General features: G+C 59.3%; 9 protein-coding genes. 7 read left to right on the forward strand and 2 right to left on the reverse strand.

Going from position 1 to position 16,300, the window contains the following annotated elements:
- On the forward strand, positions 1-232 hold a 232-nt coding region (locus AC3WTM_RS26095; protein WP_218276096.1), incomplete at its 5' end, for a hypothetical protein.
- Between the two features lie 85 nt (positions 233-317).
- Here AC3WTM_RS26095 and AC3WTM_RS26100 read toward each other — a convergent pair.
- Both AC3WTM_RS26100 and ptrR read right to left on the reverse strand, forming a co-directional pair.
- Positions 318-2,522, reverse strand: a complete 2,205-nt coding sequence (locus tag AC3WTM_RS26100; protein ID WP_102668701.1) for an OsmC domain/YcaO domain-containing protein — start codon at positions 2,520-2,522, stop codon at positions 318-320.
- 77 nt (positions 2,523-2,599) lie between these two features.
- The gene (ptrR, locus tag AC3WTM_RS26105) at positions 2,600-3,478 is read right to left on the reverse strand and encodes a putrescine utilization regulator PtrR (RefSeq protein WP_102668702.1); all 879 of its coding nucleotides are present in this window, start codon (positions 3,476-3,478) and stop codon (positions 2,600-2,602) included.
- Positions 3,479-3,578: 100 nt separating this feature from the next.
- Here ptrR and AC3WTM_RS26110 point away from each other — a divergent pair, with 100 nt between their 5' ends.
- The 6 genes from AC3WTM_RS26110 to AC3WTM_RS26135 all read left to right on the forward strand — a co-directional run bounded on the left by AC3WTM_RS26110 (position 3,579) and on the right by AC3WTM_RS26135 (position 16,294).
- Positions 3,579-4,970 (forward strand): aldehyde dehydrogenase family protein, encoded by a 1,392-nt coding sequence (locus AC3WTM_RS26110; RefSeq protein ID WP_102668703.1) that lies wholly within the window; start codon positions 3,579-3,581, stop codon positions 4,968-4,970.
- Between the two features lie 538 nt (positions 4,971-5,508).
- Positions 5,509-6,675: a cellulose biosynthesis protein BcsQ gene (gene bcsQ, locus AC3WTM_RS26115; RefSeq protein ID WP_102668704.1), complete on the forward strand. Its 1,167-nt coding sequence runs from the start codon at positions 5,509-5,511 to the stop codon at positions 6,673-6,675.
- Positions 6,672-8,903, forward strand: a complete 2,232-nt coding sequence (gene bcsA / locus AC3WTM_RS26120; RefSeq protein ID WP_102668705.1) for a UDP-forming cellulose synthase catalytic subunit — start codon at positions 6,672-6,674, stop codon at positions 8,901-8,903. Before bcsQ ends, bcsA begins: the two co-directional genes overlap by 4 nt.
- Complete coding sequence (gene bcsB, locus AC3WTM_RS26125) at positions 8,900-11,203, forward strand: cellulose biosynthesis cyclic di-GMP-binding regulatory protein BcsB (RefSeq protein ID WP_256586082.1); 2,304 nt, start codon at positions 8,900-8,902, stop codon at positions 11,201-11,203. The genes bcsA and bcsB overlap by 4 nt, the downstream gene beginning before the upstream one ends.
- Positions 11,204-11,225: 22 nt before the next feature.
- Positions 11,226-12,452: a cellulose synthase complex periplasmic endoglucanase BcsZ gene (bcsZ, locus tag AC3WTM_RS26130; RefSeq protein WP_102668707.1), complete on the forward strand. Its 1,227-nt coding sequence runs from the start codon at positions 11,226-11,228 to the stop codon at positions 12,450-12,452.
- Positions 12,428-16,294 (forward strand): cellulose biosynthesis protein BcsC, encoded by a 3,867-nt coding sequence (locus tag AC3WTM_RS26135; RefSeq protein WP_102668708.1) that lies wholly within the window; start codon positions 12,428-12,430, stop codon positions 16,292-16,294. Before bcsZ ends, AC3WTM_RS26135 begins: the two co-directional genes overlap by 25 nt.
- Positions 16,295-16,300 lie beyond the last annotated feature (6 nt).

A 16,300-nucleotide genomic window follows, 5' to 3' on the forward strand; every position in this document is an offset into this window, starting at 1 on the left:
CTGCCGAAAACTGCGTAACTCTTTGTTTACCAAGGAGTTTTCCGTTTCGACTGCGCCGGAAGTGGGGCGAATTATAGACATCTATAATCTGCCGTCAAGCACTGATTCTGTTTTTCTATCACCGTCCTGCAGAATGCAGCAAAACGACCCAAAGGACACCTATATAGAGGAGCCAGAACGCTCCCTCTATATAGAAGAGCTTCCACATAGGAAGCTGCAGCCCAAGCCATAGCCAAAAAACCAGCCCACGCGCACTGACGATTGACGGACTGCTAAAAAACAAAAAAGCACCCCAAGGTGCTTTTTTGTTATCGCTATCAGTTGAACAATGCCGACACCCTCGCCCGCGCCATGTGCAGCTTTTTGTAGCTATCGATCAGGCGAAGGTGCCTGTCGAGCCCTTCCAGTTTCATGCTCGTCGGCGTCAGACCATAGAATCGCACGCTGCCATCCACGGACCCTATCGCCGCGTCCATCCGCTCGTTGCCGAACATCCGACGGAAGTTGACCTCGTAGTCGCTCAGTTCCAGATCATCGTCCAGCTGCATTTCCAGTACGACGTTCACGGCTTGATAAAACAAGCCGCGCTCGACGGTGTTGTCGTTGTATTGCAAGAAGGCTTCCACCAGATCCTTGGCCTGATCAAACTTCTGCAAGGCGAGATAAATCAGCAGCCTCAGCTCCAGGATCGTCAACTTGCCCCAAGGCGTGTTGTCGTCGAACTCGATGCCGATCAAAGTGGTGATGTCGGTGTAGTCATCCAGCTCACTGTTTTCCAGACCTTGGGCCAGCGATCTCAGGCCGACCTTGCTCAGGCTGTGCAGATTCAGGATGTCAGCGCGGAACTGCAGCGCTTTGTTGGTGTTATCCCAGATCAAATCTTCTACCGGATAAATTTCCGAGTAACCCGGCACCAGAATGCGGCAGGCCTTGGCACCAATGTGCTCATAGACTGCCATGTACACTTCTTTGCCCATGTCCTCGAGAATGCCGAACAGGGTCGCGGCCTCTTCGGTATTGGAGTTTTCGCCTTGACCGGAGAAATCCCACTCAACGAATTCAAAATCCGGTTTTGCACTAAAGAAGCGCCACGAGACCACACCGCTGGAGTCGATAAAGTGCTCGACGAAGTTGTTCGGCTCAGTCACCGCCTGACCTTCGAAGGTCGGCTGAGGCAGATCGCTCAGGCCTTCGAAACTGCGGCCTTGCAGCAGCTCCGTCAGGCTGCGCTCCAGCGCCACTTCCAGGCTTGGGTGCGCGCCGAACGAGGCAAACACGCCACCTGTACGCGGGTTCATCAAGGTCACACACATCACCGGGAACTCCCCGCCCAGCGATGCATCCTTGACCAGCACCGGGAAGCCCTGCTCTTCCAGGGCCTGGATACCAGCCAGAATCCCCGGGTATTTCGCCAGTACTTCCTGCGGCACATCCGGCAGGGCCATTTCGCCTTCGAGGATTTCGCGTTTGACCGCGCGTTCGAAGATCTCCGACAGGCACTGCACCTGGGCTTCGGCCAGGGTGTTGCCGGCGCTCATGCCATTGCTCAGGAACAGGTTTTCGATCAGGTTGGACGGGAAGTACACCACCTCATTGTCCGACTGGCGCACAAACGGCAGTGAACAGATGCCGCGCTGGGTATTGCCGGAGTTGGTGTCGTACAGATGCGAGCCACGCAACTCGCCATCCCGGTCGTAAATTTTCAGACAGTACTCGTCGAGGATTTCAGTCGGCAGTTCGTCCTTCGGGCCAGGCTTGAACCAGCGCTCGTCCGGGTAATGCACAAACGCCGCGTTGGCGATGTCCTCGCCCCAGAACTGATCGTTGTAGAAGAAGTTGCAGTTGAGCCGCTCGATAAACTCGCCCAGTGCCGATGCCAGCGCGCCCTCTTTGGTCGCGCCTTTGCCGTTGGTAAAACACATTGGCGAGTGCGCATCGCGGATGTGCAACGACCACACATTGGGAACAATATTGCGCCACGAAGCGATTTCAATCTTCATGCCCAAGTCAGCCAGGATGCCCGACATGTTGGCGATGGTTTGCTCCAGCGGCAGGTCCTTGCCCACTATGTAGGTGCCCGCTTCGCTGGTCGAGTGCGGCATCAGCAACGCTTGGGCATCGGCGTCGAGGTTTTCGACCTCTTCAATCACAAACTCAGGCCCGGTTTGCACCACCTTCTTTACCGTACAACGGTCGATGGAGCGCAAGATCCCCTGACGGTCCTTGGCGGAAATGTCCGCTGGCAATTCAACCTGAATCTTGAAAATCTGGTTGTAGCGGTTTTCCGGATCAACAATGTTGTTCTGCGACAGGCGGATATTTTCGGTGGGGATATTGCGAGTTTCGCAATACAGCTTCACGAAATACGCCGCACACAACGCCGACGAAGCCAGGAAGTAATCGAACGGCCCCGGTGCCGAGCCATCGCCCTTGTAGCGAATGGGTTGATCGGCAATCACCGTGAAGTCGTCGAACTTGGCTTCAAGTCGAAGGTTGTCGAGAAAGTTGACCTTGATTTCCATGTGCAATTACCAGAATTACGAGCTAAACGATTTGGCCGCCATTATCCGGTTTTTCGGCACAGACCGTTAACTTTCCGCTATTTATCGATCAACACCACACCGCGCTCCTCAAGCAAGCGCACAAACATCGTCAGGCTCTGCGACACGGTCCCCCTGCGCCACACCAGCCAGGTGCGTAAATAGCGGAACGACTCCGACAACGGCCAGACACTGACCGTCGTGCATCCAGGCATGCTTTCGAGCATGCTGCGGGGCATCAGCGCCAGGCCGGCACCGGCGCTGACACAAGCCAGCATGCCGTGATAGGACTCCATTTCGAAAATCTTGCCGGGCACCGCCGCGCCATTGGCGAACCAGCTTTCGAAATGATGGCGATAGGAGCAGTTGGAGCGGAAGGCATAGATGTTTTCGCCATTCACATCCTTGGCCCGATGAATCGGGTCATGGTTGAGGGGGGCGATCAGGACCATTTCCTCCTCGAATGCAGGCACACCCTCCAGCGCCGGATGCAACACCGGACCATCGACAAATGCAGCGGCCAGACGCCCGGACAGCACTCCATCGATCATGGTCCCGGAGGGGCCGGTGGACAGGTCCAGTTCGACCTTGGCGTGCTTCTGGTTATAGGCGGCCAATAGCTCTGGAATACGTACCGCTGCAGTACTTTCCAGCGAACCCAGGGCGAAGGCTCCCTGCGGTTCTTCACCCGCCACGGTGGCGCGCGCCTCCTGAACCAGGTCGAGAATACGTCGAGCGTAATCCAGAAAACTCCAGCCGGCCGGCGACAGGCGCAGGCGACTCTTCTCGCGAATAAACAGATCCACTCCCAGGTCCAGTTCAAGCTGTTTGATTCTGGTCGTGAGATTCGATGGCACCCGGTGGATATGCTGGGCGGCCGCGCTGATGCTGCCGTGCTCGGCGACAGCCTTGAAAATTTCGAGCTGAACCAGATCCAATCCATTCTCCAAACGTGAACGTTACGCTCAGTATTATTCAGTTTCCAGAAAACATATAGCCCCATAACCTGAGCACATTCCTACCTCGCAGGACGGTGCCATGACCAACGTATCCAGCCTTACCCATGCCATTTCGATCAACCCCGCTACGGGCGAGCAGATCGGCCATTACCCTTTCGAATCCGATTCGGCATTACAGGCCGCGCTGACGCGGGCCGCTACCGGGTTTCGCGCCTGGCGCGGCAAACCGGTTGAACAGCGCGCGCAACTGTTGATCAACCTCGGTCAGGCCTTGCGCAACAATGCACAGGCCATGGCGAACATGATCACCCAGGAAATGGGTAAGCCGATTACTCAGGCCCGCGGTGAAATTGAAAAATGTGCGCAACTCTGCCAGTGGTACGCCGAACACGGCCCCGCCATGCTGAGCCCGGAACCGACTCTGGTGGAAGGAGGCAAGGCAGGTATTGAATATCGTCCCCTGGGCCCGATTCTCGCCGTGATGCCGTGGAACTTCCCCATCTGGCAAGTCCTGCGCGGCGCGGTCCCCACCCTGCTCGCTGGCAATACCTACGTGCTCAAGCACGCGCCAAACGTCATGGGTAGCACCTATCTGCTACTGGAGGCCTTCAAGCAAGCGGACTTCCCCGAAGGTGTTTTCGAAGTCATCAACGTCAGCCCGGACGGTGTATCCAAGGCGATCGCCGATCCACGCATCGCGGCCGTCACCCTTACCGGTAGCGTGCGAGCGGGCATGGCCATCGGTGCTCAGGCCGGAGCCGCACTGAAGAAGTGCGTATTGGAACTGGGTGGCTCCGACCCCTTTATCGTGCTGAACGACGCGGACCTCGATGAAGCGGTAAAAGCCGCTGTAATCGGGCGCTATCAAAACACCGGACAGGTCTGCGCCGCAGCCAAACGACTGATTGTCGAGCAAGGCATTGCCCGGGAATTTACCCGCAAGTTCGTCGAGGCCACCCAACAACTGGTTGTCGGTGATCCACTGGCTACCACCACCTATATCGGCCCGATGGCTCGCTTCGATCTGCGCGATGAACTGGATCAACAAGTACGCGACACGCTGAAAGAAGGCGCGACGTTGCTAATGGGTGGAAAGAAGGCTGAAGGTCTCGGTAACTACTATGAGCCCACTGTACTCGGCGAAGTGACGGATCAGATGACATCATTCAAACAGGAGTTGTTTGGTCCAGTGGCTTCTATCATCACAGCCCGAGACGCAGCCCATGCGCTGGAGTTGGCCAATGACAGCGAGTTCGGCCTCACCGCCACCCTCTACACGCGCAATGTTGAACTCGCCAGGCAGATGGCCGGCGAACTTGAAACCGGCGGCGTGTTCATCAACGGCTATAGCGCCAGCGATCCGCGCGTCAGTTTTGGTGGCGTGAAGAAGAGTGGCTTTGGCCGTGAACTCTCGCATTTCGGGGTGCGTGAATTCTGTAATGCACAAACGGTTTGGCTGGATCGGCGCTAGGGCCGGTATAAATAGGGGGAGTTTTCAGACACGAAAAAGCCCAGCCTTCTCAGGCTGGGCTCATTCATTGAAAAACAGGGTCGGGACGGTGTGATTGAAACTCGCTCCCTGGCCCCCCATACAGTTAATCAATATTCACCCCTAGATCAATTTACCCATCTATAGAATCTTCAAGCCCAGTAAAATCCAGCCATCCTGCGTATTACTCTCCCCTTCGAAGGCGATCAGCATTCACACGCCATTGCACCGGATGTTTTTTATCCCGACAAATACCCCCATTACCTTTGATCCTGTTACGCCTTGTTGAACAGTGACTACTGGACAATCTCTAACACTCACACTTCCCACAAATAACATAACCTCCCAATAACTGTCAGACCAACATCAATTAGCCTCGCTGACTTCTTATAACATTCGTTGACACTAAGACGTAGACCCCATAGATTAATGGCACTCTGCCAACACCAAGACGACGCATCAACTTTTAAAAGTTAATGGAATGCTGAGTTTCTGAGTTATTTCATAACTGGTACAACGCATGAAATATGTAGACGATATTGCGAAACTCTTTACACGTTTTGGTGCCAATGCGGAGAGTTACCAGGAAATACAACCGAACTACAAAGTTTTCAAAGACGACCCGGTTACACCTGCGCTCGCTGAGCCAGAACCATCGGTGGTCTTGCCTCCCCCAACATCAACGCCCCCTGTACTTCTAATGGACGAGCCACAGCCTTCTTCATTGGTTGGCGCGTTGGTCGAGCCTGTGACGCATGTTGTCCTCTCGCAACCGTCTCCCATATCCCCTCCTCTGACCAAGCCACTTGCCAGTTCTGCTGCTTGCGATCGTCAGCGATTGAGCGACCTGTTGCGTGAACTCAACCAGGTTCGTCGGGACGGTCTACCAGAAACAACTCGCAAGCGGACCAAGGCGAAGGTCATTGCTATCGTTTCGGCGAATGGTGGAGTGGGTAAAAGCACCGTCGCCGCTGGCCTCGCAAAAACCCTTCGGCGCGTTGGCGGGCGTACCATCGCGATTGATCTGGACCCTCAGAACGCGCTGTCCGGCCACTTGGGTATCACCCGGCAGGTTCCCGGGCTGATCCAGCTCCAAGAACAGGACGCAGACTGGGGCGCTCATCGCCTACCGGGCTTTAGCGACAGCGAGTGCCTGCCCTTCGGCACTGGCGAGGTGAACGACCGCCGATTGCTCAAGCAGTTGATGCTTGAAGATTCTGACTGGTTGAATCAGCACCTTGCGTCAATGAACCTCAGCGAAAACGATACCGTGATCCTGGACACACCTTCGGGTGCGACCGTCTATTCGCAACAGGCACTCGACGCCGCCGATCTGGTGCTGGTAATGACGGTGGCCGACGCGGCCTCCTACCTGGCACTGGACACTATGACCCAGTGGCTGGAAACCAGCCCAAGACGCGCGCAGCGGCACCGGTATGTGCTCAACCGACGGGATGACTCGCGCTCGTTCAGCAGGGACATGGGTGTGCTGTTTCTGCGGCGGCTCGGTGCCAACCTGATCGGGACGATTCGCCTCGATCACCAGTTCAACGAGTCGCTGGCCTATGGTCGGGACCTGCTGCAGTACGCACCTGAGAGCATTGGCTGTCAGGATATTCTCTCGCTGTCAGGCGCGATCCATGCCCTGCTTTTCACGGACGCCTCCAGCCTGCAGGGCACGCCATGACCGCCCGGCTGAATCAGGCACCTGCTAAGGCGTGGTGGCTGGAGGAGCTATTGGATACTTTCCAGGCTCACGTCAGTCGATGGCCCCAACGTTGGCGCCAAGGCCTGAAGCTCTCAGCCGGGCTCTTCGCCGCATTGCTGGTGCTGGGTATCCTCACCGCGCCGCTGAACCTGTATTCCCAGGCCGCGTTTGCCGCCGTCTGCTTCGCCACCAGCCTGATCATCCGCAAGCAAGCCGGGCGCCTGGCGATCCTGGCCCTGATCACCCTCTCGCTGATCGCTTCGCTGCGCTACATGTACTGGCGCTTGACTGACACCCTGGGCTTCGACAATTGGCAGGATGCCGTATTCGGCTACGGGCTGGTGCTGGCCGAACTGTATGCCTTGCTCATCCTCGTCTTCGGCTACGTACAGACTGCCTGGCCGCTGCACCGCAAACCGCAGCTTCTACAACAGCCGCCCGCTGAATGGCCGACGGTAGACGTTTTCATTCCCACCTATAACGAAGCGTTGGGCATCGTCAAACTGGTGGTGCTCGCCGCTCAGGCTATCGACTGGCCCGAGGGCAAACTGCGAGTGCACGTGCTCGATGACGGACGCCGGGAGGAGTTCAAGGCTTTCTGTCAGCAGATTGGTGTCAACTACATCACCCGCGACAACAATCACCATGCCAAGGCCGGCAACCTCAACGAGGCACTCAAGGTCACCGATGGCGAATTCATCGCCATATTCGACGCCGACCACGTGCCCACCCGCTCCTTCCTCCAGATCACCATGGGCTGGTTTTCAAAGGATCCGAACCTGGCGTTGCTACAAACGCCGCACTTCTTCTATTCACCCGATCCGTTCGAAAAGAACCTCGATACCTTTCGCTCGGTACCCAATGAAGGTGAGTTGTTCTATGGCCTGGTGCAGGACGGCAACGACCTGTGGAACGCAGCATTTTTCTGCGGTTCTTGCGCGGTCATCCGGCGGACTCACTTGCTGGAAGTCGGCGGCATCGCCACCGAAACCGTGACGGAGGATGCGCACACGGCACTCAAGCTCAATCGCCGAGGCTTCAACACGGCCTATCTCGCCATTCCACAAGCGGCGGGCCTGGCCACCGAAAGCCTTTCCCGGCACATCAGCCAGCGCATACGTTGGGCGCGGGGCATGGCGCAGATTTTTCGGACCGACAATCCGCTATTTGGCAAAGGTCTGAACCTGGGGCAGCGCATCTGCTACCTCAACGCCATGATGCACTTTTTCTACAGCCTGCCCCGGCTGGTGTTCTTGACCGCACCCTTGGCCTATCTGTTTTTCGACGCGCAGATTTTCCATGCCTCGGCGTTGATGGTCACGGTCTATGTACTGCCGCATATTATCCATTCCAGCCTGACCAACTCCGCCATCCAGGGGCGTTTCCGCCATTCCTTCTGGAACGAAGTGTATGAGTCGGTGTTGGCCTGGTACATCATGCGACCGGTACTGTTGGCCCTGATCAGCCCTTCGCTGGGCAAGTTCAATGTGACCGACAAGGGCGGCACCATCGAGAAGGACTATTTCGACTGGAAGCTTGCACGGCCTTACATCGTGCTGCTGACCTTGAACATGATCGGTCTGGTGATTGGCGTGATGAAGCTGGTCGGGAGTGATTCGGCCGAGGTCACGACCCTGCTGATCAACCTGGCCTGGACCCTGTACAACATCATCATCGTCAGCACCGCCGTAGCGGTGGCCACTGAGTCCTCCCAGGTACGCAACGAACCCAGGGTGCCCGCTGACCTGCCCGTGCGTGTCTACCGCGAAGACGGCACCTGGTTCGATTGCAAAACTCAGGACTTCTCACAAAGCGGCGTGGGTCTGGCACTGCCACCGCAGGTTCAGCTCAGCGTCAATGAGAAGCTGCGGCTGTGCATTTTGCGCACGCCGCCTTCAAGCCTCTTTCCCGCAACAACGATCTTCAACAACGACGGCGTTGCAGGCGTGCAATTCGAAGGTTTGACCCTGCGCCAGCAAAGTGAACTGGTGCGACTGACCTTTTCACGGGCCGACACCTGGGCCAATACCTGGGGTAACGGCCGCCTCGACGCGCCCATGTCGGCATTGCGCGAGGTCAGCGGCATTGGCTTACGCGCCATCCTGCGCTTGTTCGTTGCAAGCCTGAAGGACAGCCACGCGCTGCTGCGCAAACGCCCCGACACTCCATCACCCATCGACTCCACCGCGGACACGCAACGATCTTGAAGCCTTCCACTCGCCGGACCTTTCTTCCTCGTCGCTCACTCATGCTGATCGCCTGCTCGCTAGTGGGCTGGAACGGCTGGGCGTTGAATGCTGCCGCCCAAATCAGCGCCACAGAACCGGTGATGATGACGGTCGCATCGCCGCCCGGGACCGACGCCCCGAGCAACAGCTATACCCGCACCCTCAAGGAGCTGGGCAAACGCTATTCGATGACCCTTAAAGGCGTAGAGGCAACCGACAGTGTGAATTTCGATGTGCGCGCCGATGAAGTCGTCACGGCTGCACAGGTCACGCTGCAGTACAGTTACTCACCGGCGCTGCTGGCCGACCTTTCGCAAATCAACGTGCTGATCAACGATCAAGTGGCCGCCAGCCTGCCCCTCCCGAAGGAAGAGGCCGGGAAATTGCAGACCCGGATCGTGCAGATTCCGCCGCAGACCATCACCGAATTCAATCGGCTCAGCCTGCAGTTCATCGGTCATTACACGATGCAATGTGAAGACCCTTTGCACTCCAGCCTTTGGGCCAGGATCGGCAACGAGAGCCAGCTGAGCCTCCAGGTGACGTCGATTAAACAGCCCAACGACCTGTCCGCTCTGCCGCGTCCCCTGTTCGATCGTCGAGACGCCTCGCCCTTGAAGCTGCCCTTCGTGTTCGCCGCGCGCCCGGGCGGTCCTGAGCTTGAGGCCGCCGGGATCCTGTCGTCCTGGTTTGGCGCCCTGGCCAGCTACCGCGGCGCAACCTTCCCCGCCAGCCTCACCAGCCTGCCGGCCAAGGGCAACGCGGTGGTTTTTGTCAGCGGTAACGAATCAACGACCTTGAGTGGTTTGCCGATCAAAGAGGCCACGGGGCCGACATTGACCCTTATGAGCAACCCGAATGATGCTCAGGGCAAACTATTGATCGTCTCCGGGCGCGATGGCGCCGATCTCAAGGTCGCCGCGACAGCGTTGGTCCTCGGCGGCTCGGCCTTTTCCGGGCAGAGCGTGGTGATCGACCGGATCGACTCGCTCAAGCCACGCCAACCGTACGACGCGCCAAACTGGCTGCCCTCCGATCGCCCGGTTCGCCTGGGTGAACTGGCCAAGCCCGCAGAACTCAATGTGTCGGGTTACAACCCGGGACAAATGACAGTGGCGCTGCGCTTGCCACCCGACCTGTTCAACTGGCGTGAGCCCGGTGCGCAACTTGACCTGAAATACCGCTATACGCCGCAACCGGTCTCCACAAACTCTTCGTTACTGATCAGTTTCAACGACACCTTCATCAAGTCGATCGACCTGCCTTCGATCGAGAAACTCGGCAACAGCGACAGCTTGCTGTCGATGCTCAAAACCGACGACAGCCTGGCCCGCACGTCGCGCATGCTGTTGCCGCTCAATTCAGTCGCGCTGCAATCGCGCCTGCAATTTCGCTTCATGTATGACTACATCAAACAGGGCGAATGCCGCGACATCATCATCGACAACATGCGTGGCGTGATCGACCCGGACTCGACCCTGGACCTCAGCCAGTACGAACATTTCATGGCCATGCCCAACCTCGGGGTGTTCAAGGACAGTGGCTTCCCGTTCACCCGCATGGCCGACCTGTCTGAAACATCGGTGATCCTGCCCAACGAGCCAGGCCCGGCCGACCTGAGCGCCTATCTGACCCTGCTGGGCCGCTTCGGCGACTCCACCGGTTATCCGGCCACCGGTGTGAAGGTGGTCCACGCCGATCAGGTGGCCGAGCAAAGCGACCGGGATTTGCTGGTGCTCGCCTCGGGCAACAATCAGCCGCTGCTGCAGCAATGGCAAAGCCTTCTGCCGGCCAAGGGCGAAGATGCTGCGCAGTACTTTGAACTGTCTGACCTGCCCTTGCGCCTGCGCAACTGGATCAGCCCGGATACGAAAACCAATCTACGCGAAGCGCGCAGCAGCTTCAGGTTTAGCGCTGAAGATGGCAGTGCTTATCTGACCGGATTCGAATCGCCGCTCAAGAGTGGCCGCAGCGTGGTGTTTATCGCCGGCACAAGGCCCGACGGCCTGGCCGACGTGACCAACGCCCTGCTCAGCAGCGAAGAAAATGCCCAGCAATTGCAAGGCAGCCTGGTGGTGGTCAGGGGCAAGCATGTCGAGTCGTTAGTCGCCGAGCAGGATTACTACGTTGGACGCCTGGGTCCGTTGCGCTATCTGCAGTGGTACCTCTCGCAGAACGTAATTGCGCTCATGCTGTTCACTCTCCTCGGGGTCCTGCTGCTTGCTTGCATGGCCTATCTGGCCTTGCGCTTACAGGCCAAACGTCGTCTTGGCCAATGAGCCGCGCAGGCCTGTGTCGTCCATGAGCAGCCCGGGTACTTCACTTCGCCAGGGCCTGCGTGTTAACACGCGCAGGTTGAGCGCGGCGCTGGCGCTTGCCCTGCTGGCGCCGGCAACAGCGGCCGCAAACTCCTGCGAGTCGCCAGCCTGGCCACTGTGGCAAACCTACGCAACGCGCTTCGTCCAGGACGACGGCCGGGTTCTGGAGTCGAGCCTGAAGAGCAATCACAGCACCTCTGAAGGGCAGTCATACAGCATGCTCTTCGCACTGATCGGCAACGATCAGCCACGCTTCGACACGCTCTGGCGCTGGACCTCGGCCAACCTCGCCGGCGCAGACATCGCCACACGCCTGCCGGGCTGGTTATGGGGGCAAGGCACGGACGGTCAATGGCGCCTGCAGGACGCCAATTCGGCTGCCGACGCCGACCTGTGGATCGCCTACGCCCTGCTCGAAGCCGCACGCCTGTGGGATCGGCCGGACTATCACCAGGACGCCCTGCACCTGATGGCGACGATCGAGGCGCAATTGGTCGTCAAACTGCCCGGGCTGGGACCGATGGTATTGCCTGGACCACAGGGCTTCGTCCAGCCGGACGCACTCTGGCGCCTGAACCCCAGCTATCTGCCACTGCCACTGTTACGGCGGCTGGCCAAGGAAGCCCCCACCGGGCCGTGGCAAGCGATTGCCAATAACACGGCGACGATGATTAGCCAATCAAGCCACCACGGTTTTGTCGCTGACTGGGTCAGTTATCAAGGCACTTCAACGCAATCGGGCGCCTTCGTGAGCGACCCGATCAACGGCGACACGGGCAGCTACGACGCCATTCGCGTGTACCTCTGGCTGGGCATGAATGATGCCTCCGAGCCGCTGGCAGCGCTGCTGCTCAAACGGCTGGACGGCATGGCCCGCAGCACTGTCGCAACGGGTTCCCCCCCGGAAACAGTCGAGGTCCGCCACGGCAATGCCCGGGGTCAAAGCCCGTTCGGATTCCGGGCTGCGCTGATCCCCTACCTTCAGGCCAAGGGGCAACCCGGGTTGGCCGATCAGCAGAGACACCTCGTGGATCTCGCCTTGCGCGAGGCACTGGCCAGGCCTGATGCCGACGTCGGTCCGCCGCGTTACTACGACTTGATGCTCAGCCTGTTCGCGCTCGGCTGGGCAGATAAACATTACCGATTCCGGGAAGACGGAACGCTGAAACTCTCCTGGGAGACCGCATGCACGCGCACCACCGCACGCTAGCCATCGCCGCCATGAGCGCATGGACGGCCGCTGCTGCCCACGCTCAAAGTCCGACGCCACAGACATTACTCGTCGAGCAAGGGCAGTACTGGCAGTTGCACAAAAACCCTCAACGCGCTGCGGAAGTCTGGCTGAAAGTCCTGTTGCTGGACCCGCTCCAGGTTGACGCACTGTACGGCTTGGGCTTGATCGGCGTGCAACAGGGCAAGCCACAACAGGCGCAGCAATACCTCGCCCGCTTGCAGGCCATCCAGCCAACGCCTCGGCAGGCACTGCAACTGGCGCAGGACATCGCCCTGGCACAACCGCAGAGCCAGCAGCACCTGGAAGAGGCTCGGCGCCTCGTCGATGCCGGCGAGCGTGACAAGGCGACCGTCATGTTTCGGTCGCTGTTCGATGGCCGTCCACCTCAAGGCACGATCGGCCGCGAGTATTACAACAACCTTGCCTTCAATCAGGCCGACTGGGCTGAAGCACGCAGCGGATTTCAGCGCCTGCAACGTGAAATGCCCAACGACTCGATCGTCGCACTGTTTTACGCAAAGCATCTGGTGCGTCATGAAGACAGCCGAGCCGAAGGCATCCGCGCCCTGGCTGCGCTGACCCAGCGTACCGACATTGCCGGTGATGCCGACGAAAGCTGGCGCCTGGCGCTGACCTGGATCGGCCCGCCCAATCCGGCACAAGTGCCTTTGTTCGAGGCGTACCTCAAGACACATCCGGATGACGTGGAAATCCGGGCGCAGATGAATAAGGGCAAGCAACAGGTAGCAGCAACGACGGCCAGCAAGGCATGGCAACCGCCCGCCGACGTCGCGCGCGGCCTGAAGGCGCTCAAAGAAGGGGATCAGGCCACCGCTGAACAGGCTTTTCAAGCGCGCCTGAAAACCCGGCCCGACGATGCCGACGCGCTGGGAGGCCTTGGGGTTGTTCGTCAGCAGCAACACCGATTGGCCGAAGCGGAAAAGCTCTTGGGGCAGGCCACGCGACAACCTGACGGCAGCCAGTGGCAAGTCGCGCTGAACGAAGTGCGCTACTGGTCTGCGTTGCAGCAGGCTCGGGACGCCCATGCCAAAGGCCAGTCAGCCCAGGCACAGGCTCTGGTAAACCAGGCGCTGCGCCTGACCCCGAACGGGGTGGACGCTCGCCTCGCCCTGGCGGATATTCAGGCCAGTGCGGGCCAGTTCGATGACGCTCAAGACAACTATCGCCAGGTGCTGAGACTGCGCCGCGACGACCCTCAAGCACAGGAAGGGCTGGTCAACGTGCTGCTCAAGAGCGGCAAGAACGATGAAGCCCTGCAACTGATCAACAACCTGCCCGCCACCGGGCAGGCAAAGATCGGCCAGTCCGCACGCCTGAAAGCCTTGCGTGCGACGCAACTGGCTGCCCTCGCCGAACAACGCAACGACCTGCCCGCAGCGCGCAACGCCTTGCAAGACGCGTTGCGCTACGAACCGGACAACGTCTGGACGCGTTTCGCCCTGGCCCGCCTGAACCTGGCGATGGGCGAACCGCAAAAGGCCCGGGACCTGATCAACACCATGCTCCAGGCCCATCCCAACGATGCCGATGCGCTTTACGTCAGCGCCTTGCTGTCGGTCCAGATGGGTGAGTGGAAAGCCGCCCAGACAACATTGGGACGCTTGCGCCCCGACCAGAGCACCCCGGACATGCAAGCGCTGGCTGCTGATGTCAGCCTAAACCTGCAACTCAGCCAAGCGATAGAGTTGGGCAAACGCGGACAGCGCCAGGAAGCCCTGACCTTGCTCGATCGTATTCAGCCGATGGCCAACAACAGTCCTGATCGCACAGCGAGCCTGGCTTCGGCCTATGTCGACATCGACGAACCGACCCGTGCACTGGCCCTCATGCGCGGCCAGTTGCAACACACCGCTAAGCCCTCGGCGGATTTCGTCCTGCAATACGCCGCTGTCCTGCTTAAATCCGGAGAAGACGCACAGGTCAACGAGATTCTGCGCGATCTTCAGAACAGACCCTTGAACGCGCCGGCTCGCAAGCGTTTCGACGACCTGCTCTACCTCTATCGCATCCGCCAGGCTGACCAACTGCGTGAACTCGGCGATCTGGCCAATGCCTATGACACGCTGGCGCCCGCACTGGCACAACGTCCCGGTGACAGCGCTGCCGTCGCGGCCCTGGCGCGGATGTACTCGGCCAATGGCGACACGGCAAAAGCTCTCGAACTCTATAAACCTCTGTTACAGCGCCAGCCAAACGACCCGCAACTGCTGCTGGGTGCAGCCGACGCGGCGGTGCTGGCACATGACACGGCCTTTGCCGAACAGGCTCTGCAACAGCTGCTCAAGACCGAATCCGGTAACCCTCAAACGCTGACCGAGGCCGCACGTCTCTACCAGAACATAGGCAAAACCGGCACGGCCACCGATCTGCTGCGCAAGGCCGTGGCTATCGAACAAAGCGAGAAACGCAGAAGCCAGGGTGGCCAACTGGCCGGTTCGACGGTGGCGCCCAACCCTTTTGCCGGGGTTTCGGGCTCACGTAACGAAGTCAGTCGCGACACTTTGCTGGCAGCCATCCCGCCACCGGTTCAAGAGATGCCGGGCCGTATGACGTCCCGCCCCCCTTTTGCCGTCGATGCCACGGCAAGGCCGCAGCAGGCGAGCAATCCATTCGAGTCGCAGCTGCCGCGGGCAGCATTGGTGAGCGAGGACATCAGTCCCGCACAACTGGCACTGAATAAAATCCTCCAGGAGCGCAGTGCGTACGTCACCCAGGGCGTGAGTATTCGTAGCAACGACAGTGAGTCGGGACTGAGCAAACTGACCGACATTGAAACACCGCTGGAAATCAACATTCCGCTGGATGAAAGCCGCGTCGCCCTGCGCGTGACGCCGGTCTCGCTGAACGCCGGCAGTGCCAGCAGCGAGGCGCTGTCGCGTTTTGGCAATGGTGCGCAGAGCGGCAGCGTCGGTTCGCAAAAAGCCGAGGGCGTCGGCCTTTCCGTCGCCATTCAACGGCCCGCGGACGGGCTCAAAGCCGATCTCGGCACCACCCCTCTCGGTTTCAAATACAGCACCGCCACTGGCGGCATCAGCGTTGATCGCCCCATCAGCGACACCTCTAATGTCCGTTACGGCGTGAGCGTTTCCCGGCGTCCGGTGACTGACAGCCTCACCTCGTTTGCCGGCACCACGGACAAACGCAGCGGGCAGTCCTGGGGCGGTGTGACCGCCAATGGCGGGCGCGGCCAGTTGAGCTTCGACGACAACGAAGTCGGCATATATGGCTACGCCTCCTGGCACCAGTTATTGGGCAACCATGTCGAGTCCAACAGCCGCGGTGAACTGGGCAGCGGTGTGTACTGGTACCTGCAAAATGCAACGGACAGCAAACTGACCGTCGGCCTGAGCATGACCGGCATCAGCTACGCCAACAACCAGGACTATTTCACCTACGGCCACGGCGGCTATTTCAGCCCGCAGACGTTCTTCGCCCTGGGTGTACCGGTGACCTGGGCACAACGCACCGGGCGCTTGACGTATCAAGTCAAGGGTTCGGTCGGTGTGCAGCATTTCGAGCAGGACAGCGTCGACTATTTCCCGACCGACAAAGCCCTGCAGGCGGCCTCGGGCCTGCGCTACGCCGGGCAAAACAAAACCGGGATCGGCTACAGCGTCGCCGCGGCGGCTGAATACAAGGTCGCTTCGAACTTCCTGCTGGGCGCCAATCTGGGCCTGGACAACGCCCGCGACTACCAACAAATCAGCGGTGCCCTGTCCTTGCGCTACCAGTTCGAGGAGATCAGCGGCCCCATGAGCCTGCCGGTCAGCCCGTACACCTCGCCTTATTCCAACTGATCATTC

Source organism: Pseudomonas sp. EU05-FHT14B02 (assembly GCF_058791055.1).